At 69.1% G+C, this 18,802-nt stretch carries 17 protein-coding genes and 3 pseudogenes; 3 read left to right on the top strand and 17 right to left on the bottom strand.

Annotated elements, in window-relative coordinates; genetic code table 11:
* Nucleotides 1-32 precede the first annotated feature (32 nt).
* The 9 genes and pseudogenes from ACRRRO_RS19690 to merA all read right to left on the bottom strand — a co-directional run bounded on the left by ACRRRO_RS19690 (nucleotide 33) and on the right by merA (nucleotide 7,590).
* Nucleotides 33-257: a hypothetical protein gene (locus ACRRRO_RS19690; protein ID WP_434080738.1), complete on the bottom strand. Its 225-nt coding sequence runs from the start codon at nucleotides 255-257 to the stop codon at nucleotides 33-35.
* A 68-nt stretch (nucleotides 258-325) separates the two neighbouring features.
* Nucleotides 326-679, bottom strand: coding sequence for a hypothetical protein (locus tag ACRRRO_RS19685; protein ID WP_424797648.1), 354 nt, complete (start codon nucleotides 677-679; stop codon nucleotides 326-328).
* A 77-nt stretch (nucleotides 680-756) separates the two neighbouring features.
* Entirely contained in the window at nucleotides 757-1,383 is a 627-nt protein-coding gene (locus ACRRRO_RS19680; protein ID WP_424797649.1) for a hypothetical protein, read from the bottom strand.
* Complete coding sequence (locus ACRRRO_RS19675; protein WP_424797650.1) at nucleotides 1,380-1,757, bottom strand: DUF2493 domain-containing protein; 378 nt, start codon at nucleotides 1,755-1,757, stop codon at nucleotides 1,380-1,382. The genes ACRRRO_RS19680 and ACRRRO_RS19675 overlap by 4 nt, the downstream gene beginning before the upstream one ends.
* Nucleotides 1,758-1,890: 133 nt before the next feature.
* Complete coding sequence (locus ACRRRO_RS19670) at nucleotides 1,891-2,493, bottom strand: recombinase family protein (protein WP_434080737.1); 603 nt, start codon at nucleotides 2,491-2,493, stop codon at nucleotides 1,891-1,893.
* 432 nt (nucleotides 2,494-2,925) lie between these two features.
* The gene (locus ACRRRO_RS19665; RefSeq protein WP_424791518.1) at nucleotides 2,926-3,534 is read right to left on the bottom strand and encodes a cadmium resistance transporter; all 609 of its coding nucleotides are present in this window, start codon (nucleotides 3,532-3,534) and stop codon (nucleotides 2,926-2,928) included.
* 66 nt (nucleotides 3,535-3,600) lie between these two features.
* Nucleotides 3,601-5,506, bottom strand: a pseudogene (locus ACRRRO_RS19660) (heavy metal translocating P-type ATPase).
* Complete coding sequence (cmtR, locus tag ACRRRO_RS19655; protein WP_424791520.1) at nucleotides 5,503-5,862, bottom strand: Cd(II)/Pb(II)-sensing metalloregulatory transcriptional regulator CmtR; 360 nt, start codon at nucleotides 5,860-5,862, stop codon at nucleotides 5,503-5,505. Before cmtR (ACRRRO_RS19655) ends, ACRRRO_RS19660 begins: the two are co-directional and overlap by 4 nt.
* Before the next feature lie 277 nt (nucleotides 5,863-6,139).
* Nucleotides 6,140-7,590, bottom strand: a pseudogene (gene merA / locus ACRRRO_RS19650) (mercury(II) reductase).
* 69 nt (nucleotides 7,591-7,659) lie between these two features.
* Here merA and ACRRRO_RS19645 point away from each other — a divergent pair.
* Nucleotides 7,660-8,049, top strand: a complete 390-nt coding sequence (locus ACRRRO_RS19645) for a heavy metal-responsive transcriptional regulator (RefSeq protein ID WP_424791522.1) — start codon at nucleotides 7,660-7,662, stop codon at nucleotides 8,047-8,049.
* A gap of 162 nt (nucleotides 8,050-8,211) precedes the next feature.
* Here the strand turns inward: ACRRRO_RS19645 and ACRRRO_RS19640 are convergent.
* The 5 genes and pseudogenes from ACRRRO_RS19640 to ACRRRO_RS19620 form a co-directional block, all read right to left on the bottom strand.
* Nucleotides 8,212-8,834, bottom strand: a pseudogene (locus ACRRRO_RS19640) (recombinase family protein).
* A 125-nt stretch (nucleotides 8,835-8,959) separates the two neighbouring features.
* Nucleotides 8,960-10,201, bottom strand: a complete 1,242-nt coding sequence (locus tag ACRRRO_RS19635) for a TniQ family protein (protein ID WP_424791524.1) — start codon at nucleotides 10,199-10,201, stop codon at nucleotides 8,960-8,962.
* Nucleotides 10,198-11,025 (bottom strand): TniB family NTP-binding protein, encoded by an 828-nt coding sequence (locus tag ACRRRO_RS19630; protein WP_434080736.1) that lies wholly within the window; start codon nucleotides 11,023-11,025, stop codon nucleotides 10,198-10,200. The genes ACRRRO_RS19635 and ACRRRO_RS19630 overlap by 4 nt, the downstream gene beginning before the upstream one ends.
* 100 nt (nucleotides 11,026-11,125) lie before the next feature.
* On the bottom strand, nucleotides 11,126-12,829 hold the full coding sequence (locus ACRRRO_RS19625) for a Mu transposase C-terminal domain-containing protein (protein WP_434080735.1): 1,704 nt from the start codon (nucleotides 12,827-12,829) through the stop codon (nucleotides 11,126-11,128).
* A 511-nt stretch (nucleotides 12,830-13,340) separates the two neighbouring features.
* Nucleotides 13,341-13,889, bottom strand: a complete 549-nt coding sequence (locus tag ACRRRO_RS19620) for a flavodoxin (protein ID WP_424797652.1) — start codon at nucleotides 13,887-13,889, stop codon at nucleotides 13,341-13,343.
* Between the two features lie 233 nt (nucleotides 13,890-14,122).
* Between ACRRRO_RS19620 and ACRRRO_RS19615 the strand changes: the two genes are divergently transcribed.
* Together ACRRRO_RS19615 and ACRRRO_RS19610 are read left to right on the top strand one after the other, a co-directional pair.
* A complete protein-coding gene (locus ACRRRO_RS19615; protein ID WP_424797653.1) occupies nucleotides 14,123-14,989 on the top strand; it encodes a helix-turn-helix transcriptional regulator in 867 nt (288 codons plus the stop codon).
* On the top strand, nucleotides 14,986-15,861 hold the full coding sequence (locus tag ACRRRO_RS19610) for an aldo/keto reductase (protein WP_424792962.1): 876 nt from the start codon (nucleotides 14,986-14,988) through the stop codon (nucleotides 15,859-15,861). The genes ACRRRO_RS19615 and ACRRRO_RS19610 overlap by 4 nt, the downstream gene beginning before the upstream one ends.
* A 97-nt stretch (nucleotides 15,862-15,958) precedes the next feature.
* On the opposite strand, the gene ACRRRO_RS19605 is transcribed toward ACRRRO_RS19610, so the two are convergent.
* From ACRRRO_RS19605 to cmtR (ACRRRO_RS19595), 3 genes are all read right to left on the bottom strand, one after another.
* Nucleotides 15,959-16,942, bottom strand: a complete 984-nt coding sequence (locus tag ACRRRO_RS19605; protein ID WP_424792961.1) for an aldo/keto reductase — start codon at nucleotides 16,940-16,942, stop codon at nucleotides 15,959-15,961.
* Between the two features lie 550 nt (nucleotides 16,943-17,492).
* On the bottom strand, nucleotides 17,493-18,101 hold the full coding sequence (locus tag ACRRRO_RS19600) for a cadmium resistance transporter (RefSeq protein WP_110854002.1): 609 nt from the start codon (nucleotides 18,099-18,101) through the stop codon (nucleotides 17,493-17,495).
* Nucleotides 18,102-18,257: 156 nt separating this feature from the next.
* A complete protein-coding gene (gene cmtR, locus ACRRRO_RS19595) occupies nucleotides 18,258-18,617 on the bottom strand; it encodes a Cd(II)/Pb(II)-sensing metalloregulatory transcriptional regulator CmtR (protein WP_424797654.1) in 360 nt (119 codons plus the stop codon).
* Nucleotides 18,618-18,802 lie beyond the last annotated feature (185 nt).

Raw genomic sequence — 18,802 nt, 5'->3', positions numbered from 1 at the left:
GCGGACCCGCCGGCCAGGTGCCACCAGCCCCCTCAGCCCGCGTGGGATAGGCGCAGACCCGCCGAGTGGTGTCCCGCCAGGTAGCGCACCAGCGCACGGTCGGGGACCACCTGGACCATCTGACCCCCGCTGCCGCTGCGGGCGAACCCGACCGCATAAGCCCTAGCGAAGTCCTCCAGGGAGGGGTTCAACTCGTGGGCTCGGGCCAGCGGGCCAAGGACCGCCACCTGGGCATCGAGCATGCTTCTGATTCCCATTCGTCTCCACACCAATCCGTCATGGGCTACTGCTTGCAGTACCTGGTGGTGTGTCCGGGGCGTCCACGTCACCCGGCCAGGTTCTCGTCGGTGCTGGGCACCAGCGTCAACGGCTCGTACACAGGATGGACGGACTCGGCGTGACCGTAGGAGGCCGCGTGCAGGCGACGGATCGCACACCAGGATTCGCACGGCCACGGGGTGCGGCAGTGGGCGCAGGCGGCCACATCGCTGGGCTTGATCGCATCCCCGAGGCGACCCATAAGTCGCCTGGTGTCGGGGTGGTGAACTTGGTAGAGGTCCTGCAGCTCGGAGCGGACTAGCTCCAGTCGCTCCTCGGCCTGCTCCTTGGCCTGCCGGGTTCGGTCCAGTTGCACCTGCATCTGCGCCAGGCTGGCACGGTCACGCTTTCTGGGGATCACCTGCGGCTCCTTGGGGTCGGGGCGCTGCTGGCCAGCGAGGTTATGCGGCTCGGCTGGCCTTTGCGCAGTGCGCAGGGTTATCTAGCCCGCAGCACCGCCACCAGGTTGTCCCCACCGTCGTGGTAGTGCAGGTCGCCTACTGCGTCGGCCAACCCTTGGGGGCTGGCGCCAGTCTTGATGGTCAGCCCGGCCCCGGATCGGAACCACTCGGCCACCCCCTCGGGGGCATCGGTCAGCCGCGGCGCCACCCACTGCCACAACAAGGTGGCTGCCGCTGTTGCCGCCGTGCCGGTGGACAGCGTGGACAGGACCTCGATGACCGGCCCGTCCTCCTCGCCGGCCGTGGTGGCCTCCCGGTCCAGGTCCGGGTCCCCATCTGCCGCGCTTGCCACCGTGCGGGGTAGATCTCGGCGGGCCATCGGCTGCAGGGCAACGGCCAGGTCGGCCCGCTCATCCCACCGGCCGCTGTTGTCCAGACCGGCCGTGATTGCCCACTGGTGCACCTCTTCGACCTTGCCGGGGTCGAGGCTCCGCACCAGCACCGGGTGGCCGGCGACGGTCCAGGGCTGCCAGGAGGCGGCGATGGCCTGCCCGGTCAGGAGCGGCCGGAGAAGGGCGGACACTGCGGCGCGGGCTGCCAGGCGGATGGACCGGGCGTGGGTGCCGCCGGAGGCCAGGACGATGGGTTGGACCAGTTCGCTCATGTTCGCTCCGTGCTGCTGGTGATGATGCGCACCGGGATACCGGCACGCTGTGCCAGGCGGGTGCAGTTCCACGTCCCCCGGGAAGCCCCCAGCGGGAAGGCCAGCACCAGGTCGGCGCCGAGGCTGACCATGTGGGCGTTGCGGATCGGTCCGGCGGCCCGCCCGTGGGCGCCCCAGTCGGCGGGGTGGGCCTCGGTCGCCAGCCCCAGTCGGTCGAAGTAGCGCGCGGCCATCCGGTCGGCGCCGGTGGGGCAGTCCCCATGGACCAGGACCACCTCGGCGAGATCGTCGGCCTGCGTCAGTGCCTCATCGAGGGCGGCTTGCAAAGTATGGGTATCGGTCCAGTTCCGTGAACCGGTCACCAGGATCCTCACGTCGCTAGCACCTCCCATGCCCCTTGGGCGTCCAGGTCGTCAATCAGGTGTGCGGAACCGTGCTTCTTGGGCCACCAGCAGGGATGACACGCCGAGAATTACGAGGGCCTGAAAGCCCCGTGAACGCCGATCGCTACACACTCGACCCCGCGGACTTCTTGCGGGCCTGTGCTCGCTGCATCGCCCGGTGCACCGTGGCGCGGGAGACCCCCATCAGTTCGGCCACTTCGGCCTGGGTGTGCTCGCCGGCTTCCACCAGGGTCACCAGGTGGCGTTCCTGGGCGGGGGAGAGTTTGGGCTTCCTGCCGCGCAGTTTGCCCTTGGCGCGGGCCACCGCCATGCCCTCGCGGGTGCGGGCGCGGATGATGTCCACCTCGAACTGGGCCACCATCGACAAGACGTTGAACAGCAACTTTCCCACCGGGTCGCTCGGGTCGTATCGGCTGCCGCCGATGTCCAGTACCACACCTGCGGCGGTCAGTTCATCGGCGATGTCCCTAGCATCGGGCAGGGACCGGGCCAGACGGTCCAACTTGGTCACCACCAACGTGTCTCCGGCGCGGCACGCAGCCATCGCCTCCCGCAGGCCGGGGCGGTCCCGGTTCGTGCCGGTCAGACCGTGGTCCACATAGACCCGCTCTGGCGACACGCCGAGACTTACAAGTGCCTCGTGCTGGGCCTGCAAATCCTGGTCCGCGGTGGAGACCCGGGCGTAGCCGACCTTGATCGAACCCATGGGCACCACTGTCTCAAATAGGGGCCTCGACCGGGCAGAATATCGGGCGGCCCTACCGGGCACCGCTGAGGGCAGCAATCACGCCAGTGGTGTCAATTCTCGAACTCGGCTGCACGAATATCCGTACTCGCGTGCACGGCGTCGAGTCCAAGCTGGTTTTAAGGCTAAGAGCAGGCGCTCCTCGAACTGCGAAGCAGTTGATCGCTCCCAGGCGGCGGCGCAGCATCCGCCCGTGTGTAGCGCGACGTCTAGACCCAATTCGACTCATGTGTGGCACTGCCGAAATCGAGACCCAGGTGCAACAGCGGTTATGCACTTAGGAAGGGCGTTGCAGGGGGTGCACCCCACTGCAACGGTGAGCCTCACCCTCCGCGGAGGTTCTTCCCCTCCGGCGAAGGTGCTCCGCCTCTCTTTGATGCGGTTGGGAACTCGCTACAGGCCGAAGGCGCCACCCTCGAGGAGGATGACGATGCCGAGGCCGACGAGGACCAGCGGGAAGAGGATGTGCTCCCAGCGTTCGAGGACCTCGGCGATGGGCCGGCGGGTGGCGACGTACTTCGCTGCGAGCACGAGGAGGCCGACCAGGGCGAGGAAGACGAGGCAGTAGGCGATGATCGCGGTGGTGGACGCGGTGGCGAAGACGGGGACGTAGACCCCGATGTTGTCCCCGCCGTTGGCGAACGTCACGGCTGCCACGGTCAGGACTCCGACCTGCTTGCCGGCGACCTTGGCCTCGTCATCGTCGTCATCCTCACCGCGGTTGCGCCACGCGCGCCAGGCCGCATACAGGCCCAGGGCCAGGGGGATGAGCCCGAAGTAGGGCAGGGCGTCCTCGGGCAGGAAGCTGCGGGCGCCGAGGGAGACGACCACGGCGGCCAGCAGGATGCCCCCGAAGCCGAGGTACTGGCCGAGCAGGATCTTGCGGGTGGTGCCCCGCTGGCCGGCGCCGCGGGCGTAGAAGAGGGACAGGACGATGATGTCGTCGATGTTCGTGGCCACGAACAGGCCGATCGCCTGCAGGATCGGGGTGAGCAGTTCCATCGGGTGCCTTTCAGGGCGCGCCGGACCGCCGGCGGTGGGTCAGTGCGGCCGCGTTGGCCCACGGCGTCAGCGTCCGAGCGCGGGCTGGTGGGTGCGTGCGGCGCGCAGGCCGTTGAGGATGACCAGGACCTCGGCGACCTCATGGATGAGCACGACGGCGGCCAGGCCCAGGACGCCGGTGATGGCCAGGGGTGGCAGCGCAGCGATGATTAGCAGCGACAGGACGATGTTCTGGTTGACGATGCGCCGCCCGCGTCGGGCGTGGGCGATGGCCTGGGGCAGCAGGCGCAGGTCCTGGCCGGTGAAGGCGATGTCGGCGGACTCGATCGCGGCGTCCGAGCCGGTGGCTCCCATCGCGATCCCGACGTCGGCCGCGGCCAGGGCGGGGGCGTCGTTGATGCCGTCACCGATCATCGCGGTGGGCCGGCGCACGCTGAGCTCGTCCACGGCGGCGGACTTGCCTTCGGGGCGCAGCTCGGCGCGCACGTCACTGATGCCGGCCCGGGCGGCGAGGGCCTGCGCGGTGCGCTGGTTGTCGCCGGTGAGCATCGTGACGCCGATGCCCTGGCCCGCCAGGGTCTTGATGACCTGGGGGACCTCGGGGACGTAGCTCGTCACGCACCCCGATCGCCCCGGCGACCGTGCCGTCGCGGTGGACGACGACTACGGTCATCCCTTGGGCCTCCAGGTCACGCACTCGGTCGGTGAGGTCGCCGGGGTCGACCCAGCGGGGGCTGCCGACCCACACCTCGCCGCCGTCGATGGTGCCGTGGATGCCGTGACCGGCTTCCTCGGTGATGCCCTGACCGGCGGGGGCTCCTGGGGCGGCCTGGGTGATGGCGGTGGCGAGGGGGTGGGTGCTGTGCTGCTCGAGCGCCGCGGCCCAGGCCAGGACCTGCTCCTCGGTGACGTCGGCGGTGGGGACGACGGCGGTGACGGTGGGCTGGTTCCTGGTCAGGGTCCCGGTCTTGTCGAACGCGACGTGCCCGATGTCCCCGAAGCGTTCGAAGATGGCCCCGCTCTTGATGATGACGCCGAACTTGCTGGCCGAGCCGACCGCGGAGACCACGGTGATCGGCACCGCGATCGCCAGCGCGCACGGGGAGGCGGCCACGAGCACCACCAGGGCGCGGGTGATCCACGTCTGCGGGTCACCGGCGAGTGAGCCGATGAGCGCGACCAGCACGGCCAGGACCAGGACGCCGGGCACGAGCGGGCGGGCGATGCGGTCGGCGAGCCGCGCGCGTTGCCCCTTCTGGGCCTGGGCGCGTTCGACCAGGCTCACGATCGTGGTCAGGGAGTTGTCGGTGCCGGCCGCGGTCGCCTCGACCTGCAGGGCTCCGGTGGTGTTGATCGCCCCGGCGGACACCTCATCACCCGGGCCGACCTCGACGGGGATGGACTCACCGGTGATGGCCGAGGTGTCCACGCTGCTGTGGCCGGTACGGATGATGCCGTCGGTGGCGATGCGCTCACCGGGCTTGATGACCATGACCTGCCCCGCGGTCAGGTCACGGGCCGGGACGGTCACGCTCTGACCGTCGGTGAGGACGGTGGCGCTCTGGGGCACGAGCTTGAGCAGTGCGCGCAGCCCGGCACGCGCGCGGTCCATCGCCCGGTCCTCCAGGGCCTCGGCGATGGAGTAGAGGAAGGCCAGGGCCGCGGCCTCCTCCACGTGGCCGAGGATGACCGCGCCGGTGGCGCTCATCGTCATGAGGAGCGCGATGCCGAGCTTGCCCGTGGCGAGCTTGCGCAGCGCACCCGGGACGAACGTGGATGCCCCGAGCAGCAGGCCGACCCAGAACAGAACGAGCGCTGCCGTCGGGGCGCCGGACCACTCACAGGCCAGCCCGGCGACGAGGGCAGCCCCCGAGGCGATGGGGATCATGACGGCGCGGTCAGCCCACCACGGGGCTTCGTGCTCGTCGTCGCTCGCCAGCTCCTCGACGGGCGCCTGGGTGGTCGCGCTCATGCCACGGTCCCGGTCGGGCAGCAGCCGGGCACCGCGCAGGCGGCATCCACGCACGAGGCGTTCTCATCGACGGCCAGCGTCACGTCGACCAGCGCGGTCATCGCCGCCGCCAGGTGCGGGTCGGCGATCTCGTAGCGCGTCTGGCGCCCCTCGGGCTCGGCCACGACGAGGCCGCAGTCCCGCAGGCAGGTCAGGTGGTTCGACACGTTCGACCGGGTCAGGCCCAGGTCGCGGGCGAGCACCGCCGGGTAGCTGGGGTCCTCGAGGAGCGTCATGAGGATCCGGGAGCGGGTCGGGTCGGCCATCGCCCTGCCCAACCGGTTCATCACGTCCAGCCGCGAAGCAATAGTCAGCATGCGCTGACTATACAGCACCTGCTGGCCTATCGTGTCTTCTCGTCCAACAACCTCTGTCCGACCCGCCCTCTATGGAAAACCACGGTGACGCCGCAAGGCAGTCATCGCGTCGTCCACGGCCGTCCTCGTCGGGTCGAGCACGTAAAGGTGGCCTTCGAACCGATCGCAACCGAGTGACTCCCACACCGGACCTAGTGCCGGCCTCCCAGAGGGTGTCTTCTTGTCCCGCGCCCGCGGGCGCGTCGGTCCCCTATCGGTGCCCCAGTGTGGGGCCGGTTCACGCTGCACAGCAGGAGAGCTTGGTGATGTCGGTGGTGAAGGCCTGGGCGGTGAGCTTCAGGCCTTCGGCCATGGTCAGGTAGGGGCTCCAGAGGTTGGCGACCTGGTCGGTGGTCATGCCGGCCTCGAGGATGTAGACCCCGGCGGCGGCGAGGTCGCCGGCGTCCTGGGCCAGGGCGGTGATGCCGATGATGCGGCCGGTGTCGGCGTCGGTGACCATCTTGATGAGCCCGCGGGTGTCGCGGTTGACGATCGCGCGTGGGACGTGCGCGAGGGACAGGACGCGGCTGTCGTAGCGGATCCCGGCGGCGGAGGCTTGCTGGTCGGTCATGCCGACGGCGGCCAGGGCGGGGCTGGTGAACACGACCCGGGGCAGGTGGCGGTGGTCGACCTCACGGCCGGCGCCGGTGAGGGCGTTGTCGGCGACGAGGGTGCCGTGGGCCGCGGCGACGTACACGAACTGCGGGTGGGCGGTGATGTCTCCGGCGGCCCAGATGCCGGGTTGGTGGTGCGCAGGTGGTTGTCGACGACCACCGCGCCGTGGTCGCTGGTGCGCACGTCGACGGTGTCGAGGCCGAGGGTGCCGGTGACCGGGCGGCGCCCGGTGGCGACGAGCACCTCGGCCGCCCGCAGTTCCTGTGAGCCATGGGCGGCGGTGGTGGCGGTGACCGCGACCTCGCCGGTGGCCGGGTCGCGACGGACCGCGGTGGGCACCGCCCCGCGGATGACCTCGATGCCTTCGTCGGCGAAGATCTCCTCCAGGGCGGTGGCGGCCTCGGGTTCCTCGTGGGGCGCCAGGCGTGAGCGGACCAGCATGGTGACCCGGGCGCCGAGCCGGGCGAAGAGCTGGGCCTGCTCCATGGCGACGTAACCGCCGCCGATGACCAGCAGCGACTCTGGGACGTGGTCCAGCTCCATCGCGGTGGTCGAGGTCAGGTAACCGGCCTCCTGGAGGCCGGGGACCGGCGGCGCCCAGGGGCTGGAGCCGGTGGCGATGAGGTAGTGCGCGGCCCGGACGGTCTCCACCGTGCCGTCAGGGCCGGTGACGCGAAGTGCCGGCTGGGTCGGTGTGCCGACGAACATGGCGTCCCCGGGGAGGAGGTCCCACCCGTACTCGGCAGCAAGATCGAGGTACTTCTCGCTGCGCAGTGATCCGACGAGCTCATCCTTGCCGGCGACCAGGGCGGCGATGTTCACCGGCCGGACGTCGGGGGCCGGCAGGCCGGGGAACCGGGTGGCGTCGAGTGTGATGTGGCGGGCCTCGGCGGCCGCGAGCAGGGCCTTGGAGGGCACACACCCGGTGTTCACGCAGGTACCGCCGACGGTGCCGCGCTCGATCATCACCACCCGCCTGCCCAGGTTGGTGGCGCGGATCGCGGCCGCGAACGCCGCCCCACCGGACCCGATCACTGCCAGGTCATACGACCTACCTCTAGCCGTTACCGTCACGAGCTCCTCCTTCGTCGTCCTCAGGATCGACCTTCCAGTGCACTGGAAGGTCAAGGCAGAATGAGTGGCATGCGGATCGGTGAGGTGGCCCAGGCGTCAGGCACGACAACCAAGACCCTGCGGTACTACGAAGAAGTCGGGCTGCTGCCCGACCCGGACCGGACCCCGGCGGGGTACCGGGACTACGGCCCCGAGGTGCTCGCCCGGCTGGACTTCATCCGCCGGGGCCAAGCCGCCGGGCTCACCCTGGCCCAGATCGGTCAGGTGCTGGACATCCGCGACCGGGGGCAGGCCCCCTGCCAGCACGTCACCGACCTGCTCGACACCCGCCTTGAGGTGATCGAGCGACAGCTCGCCGAGCTCGATCAGCTACGCACCACGATCGCCGCCCTGCGCGACCACGCCGCCGCCGGCGACCCGGCCACGTGCTCCCCCGAGAATGTCTGCCGCTACCTGTGACCCCGAAGGTCACGGGCCCGTGGCACCGCATGGCGGGCGACTCTGTTGCGTTGGGGTGTTAGACCGTTTGCAACGGATCTGTTGCGCGGGTGTACCCCCAGCGCAACACGCTGCCATCGTCATCCCGCGCTTGGCCCGGCCCCAGGAGTCGAGGTTGGCCTGTCACTTGCGCCGGCTCTGCGCCAAGAGCTTGTGTCCGGCCTCGCGGAGTTCGCCCGTGGGCGAGACGTGGCGGTAGAGAGTCTGTCGGGTGATGCCGAGTTCTTTGCACAGGTCACTGACGTTGGTGTCTGGTTGTCCCATGGAGGCCATGGCGAGGCGGATCTTGGCGGGGGTCATCTTGTAGGGGCGCCCGCCTTTGCGGCCGCGGGCGCGAGCGGCGGCGAGGCCAGCGATGGTGCGTTCGGAGATGAGCTCGCGTTCGAACTCGGCGAGGGCGGCGAAGATGCCGAAGACGAGTTTGCCGGAGGCGGTGGTGGTGTCGATGGCCGCGCCCTGCCCGGTGAGGACCTTCAGCCCGATGCCACGCTGGGTGAGGTCATGGACAATATTGACCAGGTGTCTCAGGTCGCGGCCGAGCCGATCCAATTCCACACCACCAGGGTGTCCCCGCGACGGAGGGACTTCAGGGACGCCGCAAGCTCGGGACGGTCCTCCTTCTTGCCCGAGGCCCGGTCCTCGTACAGAGCCTCGGCGTCGACACCCTCAGCCAGGAGCGCATCGCGCTGCAGGTCCGTGGTCTGCGATCCGTCGGCCTTCGAGACCCGCATGTAGCCGACCAGCACGAGGCGCCTCCCACCCATCACTTATACGACCGATTGCGTGACAGTCCGCAGCGTGACGGCTGTCCGGAGCGTCCATGTCACTTAACCCGTCATCTATTCTACGTCCTGCGAACGGTCTCCATCTGTCAAGATGTGACAGTCGTTTCCGGCCCGGCCGGCACCTGGCGTGCACGCTGCTCCGCCAGCGTCCGTGGGAGGTGGTCGTCCGGGATGCCGAGGGCGATTAGGTCATCGCGAGCACGTTGGAAGGTCGCCTCGCTGCGAGTCAGGGCCGTGAGGGTGGCCAGCAGCTGGCGGGCGGCGACGGGGTCTTCCTGGGCGAGCGCGATCGCCGTGTTGAGTGCGTCCTCGGCTTCCTGCCAGTAGTGCCGGTCGGGTGGGGTGCCGTCGGGGACGGGCCGGTGAGGCTCAGGACTCAGGAGAGATGCGAGGGTGCCGTGGGCGGTGACTTCGCCGGTCTCGATGAGGTTAAGGGTGGCGGCGGCAGCTTCGAGAAGCATCTGCTGTCGGGGCCAGGGCAGCGATTCGTAGGGGTGCCAGGGAGCGACCATGCCGGCGCGGACGGGGTGACCGGCGGTGTGCCAGATGCGCCGGACGCTTCGGTGGGAGCGGGTGCGCAGCGCCGAGACGGGGCCGGAGAGCTCGTCGATGAGGGTGCGTAGCAGCCGGAACCACACTCCCGCGTGCACGGATCGGCGCGGCAGGGTCACCGTGCCGGTGTGCAGGGCCTGGTGGGTGCGTGCGTCCATGACGAGGACCGCGGCCGGTGCAGTGCGGGCGCGGGTGTCCTGCTTCTCCCAGGCGGCGAAGGCGCCAAGGCCGCCGAAGGCGGGGTCGAGGTAGCAGCCGTGTTGCGGGCAGCTGAGCGTGAGCGGGAGCTGGGAGATCAGGGTGAATCCGAAGGTGCCGGCCGCGGAGGTTCTTTGGCAGGTCGGGCAGGCCCGGCGCAGCGGCCCGCGTTTGGGGTCGGTCGGCAACCAGGCACGCCAGCCGGGCACCTCCCGCCGGGGGCGTTCCTTGGCGGTCAGGAGCACCGAGTCCTGGTGGACGTAGGTGTCGAACGCTTCCCCGGGCACTGGCTCGGAATCGAGTGTGTCCAGGAGCCAGGGCACCTGGCCGGCGATCGTCATCTGGCGCAGTTGGTCCAGCGGTACGCCGGTGCGGGCGGTCAGCGCGGGAAGCACCACTGCGGGTGGGTTCAGGTCCAGGGTGCTGGTGTGGTGGTCGGGAAGATCGAGGTCCGGTGCGAGGTTGTGCCGGATGAGTTCCTCGACGCTCAAGCCGTAGACCTCGGCCAGTCGGCTGAGCCAGGACGTCAGCGCCTCGCCCTCACCCGGTGGTGGGTGCAGGGGCCAGCGAGCGGTCATGCCAGCTCGCGTTCGAACATCCGGCGTCGTTCGGTGGGGCCAACGTAGGGCGCCATGAGCAAAGTGCGTTGGTTGATCGCCTCCTCGCCGGACTCGATTGCTGCCACCGCGGCGTCGGTGAGGAGGTGGGTGAGTTCTCCGATGGTGCCCTCGCTGCGGGAGAGCAGGTAGCGGGCCATGTCCTCAGTGGCGATCGTCGAGGGGCGCCGTAGCGGGAAGGCGGCGGCGAAGCTGGCCAGCAGTGTGCGGGTCTCCTCGTTCGGTTCCCAGCGGGGCAGGGTGAATGGCTCGAAGCGGTTCTCCAGCTGGTCATCGGAGCGGATCGCCAGATAGGCCTCGCGGGTCCCGACCCCGACGAGCGGGATGCGCAGCTCGTTGCCCAGGAACCGGATCAGGTTGAGGAACTCGCGCCGGGTCTCGCCGCGCCCGGCCAGGAGGTTGTGCAGCTCGTCGATGACCAGGACTCGCACCCCGACCGCGCGCAGGAGCGCCAAGGTGGCTTGCTCCAGGTCGGCCAGGCGCTGGCGCGGGCGTAGCGGTGCTCCCATCGCGGCCAACAGCGCGACGTAGAACCGGATCACCGAGGGCTCTGAGGGCATCTGTACCGCCAGCACCGGTATCTGCTCACGATCGGCGTGGGACGTGGGCGGGTGGAGTCGGCGGAACTTCTCGATGATCATCGACTTGCCGTTGTTCGTCGGCCCGATCAGCAGCAGGTTGGGCATGCGCTGCTTGCCCGGCCACGCGTACAGCGTCTCCAGCCGCTCCAGCGCCGCGGTGGCGCGGGAGTAGCCGATCCACCGGTCGGCGCGCACGTGCCGCACCCGCTCCTCCGCCGCAGCCGGGCCACCGGCCGGGCGCTCTCGTGCAGATGATCCAGGCCGTCACCCGCGATGTCCTCGACTGTCCGGTCCTGGCCCTGGCTCACCACTGCTCGATCACCTCGAACGGCGCCACGGACGCCGTATCCGAGGCGCTGGCCCTGCTGGCACCATCAGCAAGGGTGTCGTCAGGCGGGCCCGCCGCGGCGGGCTTGTCCCAAGAGTCTGCGGCCCCCGCTTTCCTGCGGCGTTCAGCGTCGCGGCGGGCCTTGCGCGTGGTGGACCTAGCGGTGTCGGTGATGGTGCGCATCTGCTCGACCATCCGGAACAGTGCCTCCTCATCGACCTGCGCCCGGCCTTCCGCCCGGAGCCGTTCCACCGCGGCGCGGTGCTCCCACACGCTCACCGCCGGATGGGACTGCGTCCGGTAGGGCACCGCCAGGTAGGACTCGCCCTCGGGGTTGAGCACCCAGATACGGCTGATGTCGCGCGGGTCGCGGCGGATCACGAACCGGTCCAGCTGCCCGCGGCGGGCGATCCATGGCTTGAGCGCGTCGCTGAAGTAGCGCACGTGGTCGATGACGAACCCGGTGCGGGTCAGCGTCCTGCGGATCACCGGCAGGAAGTCCACCAAGAACGCGGTCTCGTTGGCCACGGCCACCGCCGGCGTCTGGGCCGCGCCGGCGACCCAGCGGGCCTGCGGCGTCTGCCCGGTCGTGCCGTGAACCGTCCCGTGGTAGTTCGCCACCGCCAGGGCCAGCCACTTCTCCAGCTCCGCGACCGTCAAGGTGGCCTTGGCATCGGAGTCGTAGCTGCCGCGCTGGGCCGGGTTGGAGAACGTCGTGCCGGGCAGCTCGTGGACCATCTCCATCAGCGTGCCGACGACCCGCTCGACGATCCCGCCGTAGTGCGGACGTCCCAGGGGGCGGTAGCGCAGCGTGATCCCGTGCTCCTCACAGCCTCGCCGCAGGGCCTCGCTCTTGAACTCCGCGGCGTTGTCCAGATACAGCTCGCCAGGCTTGCCGGCCATCGGCCAGTTCACCTCGATCCCCAGGCGCTCCAGCCAGGCCCGCTTGTCGGTGACCATGTGCGCCAGGCACAACCCCACCGACAGCGCCGAGGGTGCCTCCAAGGTGATCACCAGGCCCACGATGCACCGAGAGAAGACGTCGATCGCGACCGTCACGTACGGCCGCCCGATCGGTAGACGGTGGTGCTCATCGACCACGATGAGATCCACCACGGTGTGGTCGATCTGCACCTGCTCCAACACCCCGGTGATCGGTGGCACCTGCCCACCGGCCGACTCCAGCGACCGTGCCGCGTCTGCTCCCTGACGGGCTGTTGTCTCGGCGCGCGGGTCAAGGCCAGCGATGCGGCGCGTGATCGCGCCGAGTGAAGGCACTGGCAGGCCGCGGGTACGGCATACCCGCGTGATCTCGCGGTGTACCGCGGCGGTCGTCTTCCGTTGCCGGGTCAGGTAGTGCTTGCGCACGACCTCGCGGATGGCCGCCTCGACCTCGGCCGACAGCCGCTGGCCGCCGCGGCCACCGCTGGAGCGCCCCGGGATCAGATCGGAGACCACGCCTTGGCCCTCGCGCCACCGGCGCAGCAAGACATAGACCTGCCGGCGTGAGATGCCCAGCTGCTCGGCGGCCGCCTCCACCACCTCCTCACCGGCTGTCCCGGCCTCGGCCAGCGGGCCGATCACCTCCGCCCGGCGCACTGCGACCGCCCACACGGCATCGGGGACGGTCAGCAGACCACGCTCAGGAACCCGGTCCTCAGCGACCGCTTCGTCGTGCACAGGACTATGGAACAACAAGCCGACCGTGCACACGGGTACGGACACGCCGGGCGATCAAACTCCGCTGCACACTGCCTCGAACATACAGGTCGCCTGTGCAGACGACTTCGGACATTCACATCGTGCCGGCGCCATGCTCGTCGAGCGGGGCGTCTCGTAAAACTGTAGCTTTTCGCGACTTCGATATCGGGTGATCACCTGTGGGTGCTTGGCTGTCACGGCTGAGCTGCGGCAGACGCCACGCACCAACCCAGGACCGTGCCCGGGGGAGCGCTCCATCAAGGTTCAGGAAGGGGTGGGAAGCGAGTGTGAGCTGAGCTCTGCAGTGAGGGCGGCTCTCCGGGTGGCACGGGAGGTGACTGTCCCCATGCCGGACGATGCGACGGGAGTTCGGTGTGCTGCCAAGGCTCGAGTCTTCCTACGGTTGTGTTGGGGCCGGTCTCCCTCATCGCATCAGCGCGACGGTGGCCGAGGAAGGCACTGGCAGTGCACCCCTCCCGAGCGGATGGCCCTACATCAGACCGTTCGTCCGGAGCCAGGCCTCGAGGTCGGCGGCGGCGGAATCGACGTCTTCTCCGCGGACAGCGAGACCGTCTGCGACGTTGCTCTCGGGCAGGGTGTCACGGTAGTCCTGGTCGATCTCGCTCATGCCAGAGACGGCGTAGGTGACGAACGGCAGGATCCGCATGCCAGAGAGATCGACGCCCTCGAGGAAGGTGGACAGAATCATCGGGGCACGGACATTCCACACCGGACTGCCCAGCAGCACCGCGTTGTAGCCACTGACGTCCGGGAGCTCTCCCGCGAGGCCAGGGCGGGCATCGTCGTTCTGCTCGCGCTGGTTGCGCTCGACGGTCGGGTCGTAGGCCTCTGGATACGGGTCGGCGGCGCGGATCTCGAACTCGTCGCAGTCGATTCGTTCGACGATCATCTGAGCAAGACGTTTGGTGTTGCCCACCTCGAGGTCACGGCGTCCGCCCTCCCAGTAGTTCTCGCCGGCCCGGGAGAAGTAGACGAGCAGGGTGCTCGCGCCGGAGGACGGTGCAGCGCTGGGTGTCATGTCGGGACTCTCATCCGGTGTCTGCGGTGGGTCGGCGGAGCGAGAGTCATCCGGCGGCGCGCAACCGGCGAGGGTCGCGAGCCCGGCAAGTCCGGTCGCGCCCACGAGGGTCCTTCGGCTGATCTCGGTCACGGTGCCAGTCCACAGGCGCTCAGCTGCTTCCGGGAGGGCCTGCTTATCCGTGCACTGCCAGTTCCTCCCTCGGAGCGGCGGCGGTCCGTAGCGTGGAGGGCATGAACCAGAAGGACGAGGTCGGAGACTTCCTGCGCACCCGTCGGAACCGCATCACGCCGGAGCAGGCAGGAATTCTTCCCGGCAGCCGGCGCCGGGTGCCGGGCCTGCGTCGCGAGGAGGTCGCCATGCTGGCCGGCGTCAGCGTGGAGTACTACGCGCGGATGGAACGCGGCGACCTCCGTGGCGTCTCGAGCGAGGTTCTCGACAGCCTCGCACGAACGCTGCGCCTGGACGAGGCCGAGACCGACCACCTCCATGCCCTCGCCGAGGCCGCCGGTTCCCAACCCGCCCGGCGCCGGAAGAAGGCCGAGCAGCCGTTCCGGCCGAGCTTGCAGCGGTTCATCGACGCCGTCGCGATGCCCGTGTGGGTGCGGGACCGGCGCATGGACTTCGTGGCCGGCAATCCGATGGGCCGAGCCCTGTACAAGCCGCTGCTGGAGGATCCGGCCAGCCGTGGCAACACAGCTCGCTTCGTCTTCTTCAGCCCCGCTTCCCGCATCTTCTTCCCCGACTGGGAAGAGAGCGCGACCAACATCGTCGCCTCGCTGCGCACCTACGCCGGGCAGAGCCCCCGGGACAAGCACCTGACCGACCTGATCGGCGAGCTCGCCACCCGCAGCGACGACTTCCGAGTGCGGTGGGCAGCCCACGATGTGCGCCACCACCGCACCGGCATCAAGCGCATCCACCACCCCGAGGTCGGCGACCTCGAGCTGGTGTACGAGGCGATGGACTTCCCGGCCAACCCCGAATGGTTCATGTTCGGCTACACCGCCGAACCCGGGACCCCGAGCGAGGACCGCCTGGCACTGCTGGGAAGCCTCGCCGCCAGCGACCAGACCACGCACCACGAGGAGAGAGCATGACCATCACTCTGAACAACGGCGTCGAGATGCCCGCCCTGGGCTTCGGCGTCTTCCAGACCCCGCCCGAGGAGACCGTCGCCTCGGTCGCTGAGGCGCTGCGCGTCGGATACCGCCTCATCGACACCGCCGCGTCGTACTTCAATGAGCGCGAGGTCGGCGAAGGGATCCGCGCTTCCGGCATCGACCGCTCGGAGGTGTTCATCGAGACGAAGCTGTGGATCTCCGACTACGGCTACGACGAGGCCCTGCACTCCTTCGACAAGTCTGCCGGCAAGCTCGGCGTGGACCAGATCGATCTCCTGCTGCTGCATCAGCCGCTGACCGCGGACTTCGCCAAGACGGTCGGCGCGTACAAGGCGCTGGAGAAGCTCCTCGCGGACGGGAAGGTCCGCGCGATCGGCGTCTCCAACTTCATGCCCGATGTGCTCGAGCGCTTGCTCGCCGAGACCGAGATCGCCCCGGCCGTCAATCAGGTCGAGGTTCACCCCTACTTCACCCAACCTGACGTGCAGAAGGCCGACGCCAAGCATGGCGTTCTCACCCAGGCCTGGTCGCCGATGGGCGGGATCACCAGCTACCGCGGAGACTCCAGCCGCTCGACGTTCAATGACCCGGTGATCGGCGACATCGCGGCCACGCACGGCAAGACCCCGGCGCAGGTCATGATCCGCTGGCACCTGCAGCAGGGCCGCTCCGCGATCCCGAAGTCGGTCAAGCCCGAGCGCATCGCCGCGAACTTCGACGTCTTCGGCTTCGAGCTCACCGACGAGGAGCTCACTCGGATCGACGGACTCGACACCGGCGTCCGCAGCGGTCCGGACCCCGACATCATCACGCTGGAGAACTTCCACCGCGACATCCCCGAAGCCTGACCAGCAGGCCGCCGCTGAGATGTCCTCGACGGCGGGTCCGCACAGACAAGTGCCCCGCGTGCCTCACGGCACGCGGGGCACTTCGCGTTCAGGTGGGTCAGCGGTCGATCCACTTCTGCATCTTCTCTGGATAGCGCGGAGCCGTCGTATCGATCAGGGCGGACTGCTCGGCCAGCTGCGCCAGCTCCTCGTCGCTCAACTCGACGGTAGATGCGCCGACGTTCTCCTCCAGGCGGTGGATCTTCGTCGTGCCGGGGATCGGCACGATCCACGGTCGTTGCGAGAGCAGCCAGGCCAGGGAAACCTGCGCAGGCGTCACATCCTTGCGCCCGGCGATCTCGGAGACCAGGTCGACAAGCTGCGCCCCGGCGGCGCGGCTCTGCTCGCTGTACCGCGGCAGCGTCGCACGAACATCCCCGTCAGCGAACACGGTCGAACCGTCGACCGTTCCGGTGAGCAGACCCTTGCCGAGCGGACTGAACGGCACCAGGCCGATCCCCAGTTCCTCCAGGGTCGGCAGGATCTCGACCTCCGGCTCACGCCACCACAGGGAGTACTCGCTCTGCAGCGCCGTCACAGGCTGCACGGCATGCGCGCTGCGGATCGTGGCGACGCCTGCTTCGGACAGGCCGAAGTGACCGACCTTCCCGCCCTCGATCAGCTCCTTGACGGTGCCGGCGACGTCCTCGATCGGCACGTCGGGGTCGACGCGGTGCTGGTAGAGCAGGTCGATCTTCTCCACGCCGAGGCGCTGCAGTGAAGCGTCCACGGTCGTGCGGATGTACTCCGGTGTGCTGTTCAGCCCGGACTCGCGGGTGCCTACGAAGTCGAAACCGAACTTCGTGGCGATCGCGACCTGGTCACGGACGGGGGCAAGGGCCTTGCCGACCAGCTCCTCGTTCACGAACGGGCCGTAGACCTGGGCGGTGTCGAAGAACGTCACCCCGAGTTCGACTGCGCGGCGGATCACCTCGATACCGTGCTCGTCCGCGACCTTCTTGCCGTATCCGTGACTGAGCCCCATGCAACCGAATCCGATCGCCGCGGCCTCCAGGCCGGTGCCGAATGTGCGCTTCTCCATACTGCGTCTCCTTCGCGAGTGGACAGCTCCGAGGCTAGGTGCGATCCCACCGGTTAACGGCGTACTGCGAGTTCCTCCCTCCAGGCGCAACCACGACCTAGCGTGATCGCGTCAATTCACGGTGAACCCGAAGGAGCCGGGACCGCTGCGCGGGTGTCACGATGTGCGGCGCTCAGCGTGCTGCAGCGAAGGCTGTGCATCAGACCCGGGCCAGCATGGTCCTCGTCCTGAAGAGAAGCCAGCTCACTTCATCACTGACAAAGTGATCGAGGCCGCCACCAGCACCCTGGTCACCGGCTAACGCCACCTACTAACTCACAGAAGCACGCCACTTACTGATCAAGTCCACACCGCTGAGGGCAGCAATCACGCCAGTGGCGGGCTGGGTAGAAAGTGCCCGGTGACCGTTCCTCCTACGGGACGGTCAACGCTCATGGAAGCTCCGACCTCCCCCTGCTCCCGCCCAAGAAGAGGCGCGGGTCGTGTGCCGAGGCGCCCCGGGGTCCTGACGACGTCGGAGCGGCCGACTACCAGACTCACCCGCGCGGTGCTACAGGCCGAAGGCGCCGCCCTCGAGCAGGATGACGATGCCGAGGCCGATGAGGACCAGCGGGAAGAGGATGTGCTCCCAGCGTTCGAGGACCTCGGCGACGGGCCGCCGGGTGGCGACGTACTTCGCTGCGAGGACGAGGAGGCTGACCAGGGCGAGGAAGACGAGGCAGTAGGCGATGATCGCGGTGGTGGACGCGGTGGCGAAGACGGGGACGTAGACCCCGATGTTGTCCCCGCCGTTGGCGAACGTCACGGCGGCCACGGTCAGGACTCCGACCTGCTTGTCGGCGACCTTGGCCTCCTCGTCGTCGTCATCGTCATCGCGGTTGCGCCACGCTCGCCATGCCGCGTACAGGCCCAGGGCGAGGGGGATGAGACCGAAGTAGGGCAGTGCGTCCTCGGGCAGGAAGGAGCGAGCCCCGAGGGAGACGACCACGGCGGCGAGCAGGATGCCTCCGAAGCCGAGGTACTGACCGAGCAGGATTTTGCGGGTGGTGCCCCGCTGGCCGGCGCCGCGGGCGTAGAAGAGGGACAGGATGATGATGTCGTCGATGTTCGTGGCCACGAACAGGCCGATCGCCTGCAGGATCGGGGTGAGCAGTTCCATCGGGTGCCTTTCAGGGCGCGCCGGACTGGCGGCGGTGGGTCAGGGGGGCGCGTTGTCCGTGGGTCAGCGTCCGAGCGCGGGCTGGTGAGCGCGCGCGTGCGGCGCGCAGGCCGTCGTCGCTTTCGAGCTCCTCGACGGGCGCGTGGGTGGTCGCGCTCATGCCACGGTCCCGCTCGGGCAGCAGCCGGGCACCGTGCAGGCGGCATCCACGCACGGGGCGTTCTCATCGACGGCCAACGTCACCTCGACCAGCGCGGTCATCGCCGCGGCCAGGTGCGGGTCGGCGATCTCGTACCGCGTCTGGCGCCCCTCGGGCTCGGCCACGACAATGCCGCAGTCCCGCAGGCAGGTCAGGTGGTTCGACACGTTCGACCGGGTCAGGCCCAGATCCCGGGCGAGCACCGCCGGGTAGCCAGGGCCCTCGAGGAGCGTCATGAGGATGCGGGAGCGGGTCGGGTCGGCCATCGCCCGGCCCAACCGGTTCATCACGTCCAGCCGCGAAGTAGTAGTCAGCATGCGCTGACCATACAGCACCACAGCACACTGACCTATCGAGCCTCTCTCCCAACGACCTCTGCCCGACCGCGGCCCTCTATGCAAAGCCAGGATGACGCCGCAAGGCAATCCCCTGCGGAACGTAACTGACCTCGGCTTCGAGGGGGACTACGAGCGGTGCGGACGGACTCGCAAATTGTTCATCT

This window comes from Sanguibacter sp. Z1732 (genome assembly GCF_051020515.1).
Lineage (GTDB): Bacteria > Actinomycetota > Actinomycetes > Actinomycetales > Beutenbergiaceae > CALKWS01.
The sequence above is the reverse complement of the archived record's forward strand: the minus strand, read 5'-3'. Positions and strand labels throughout refer to the sequence as shown.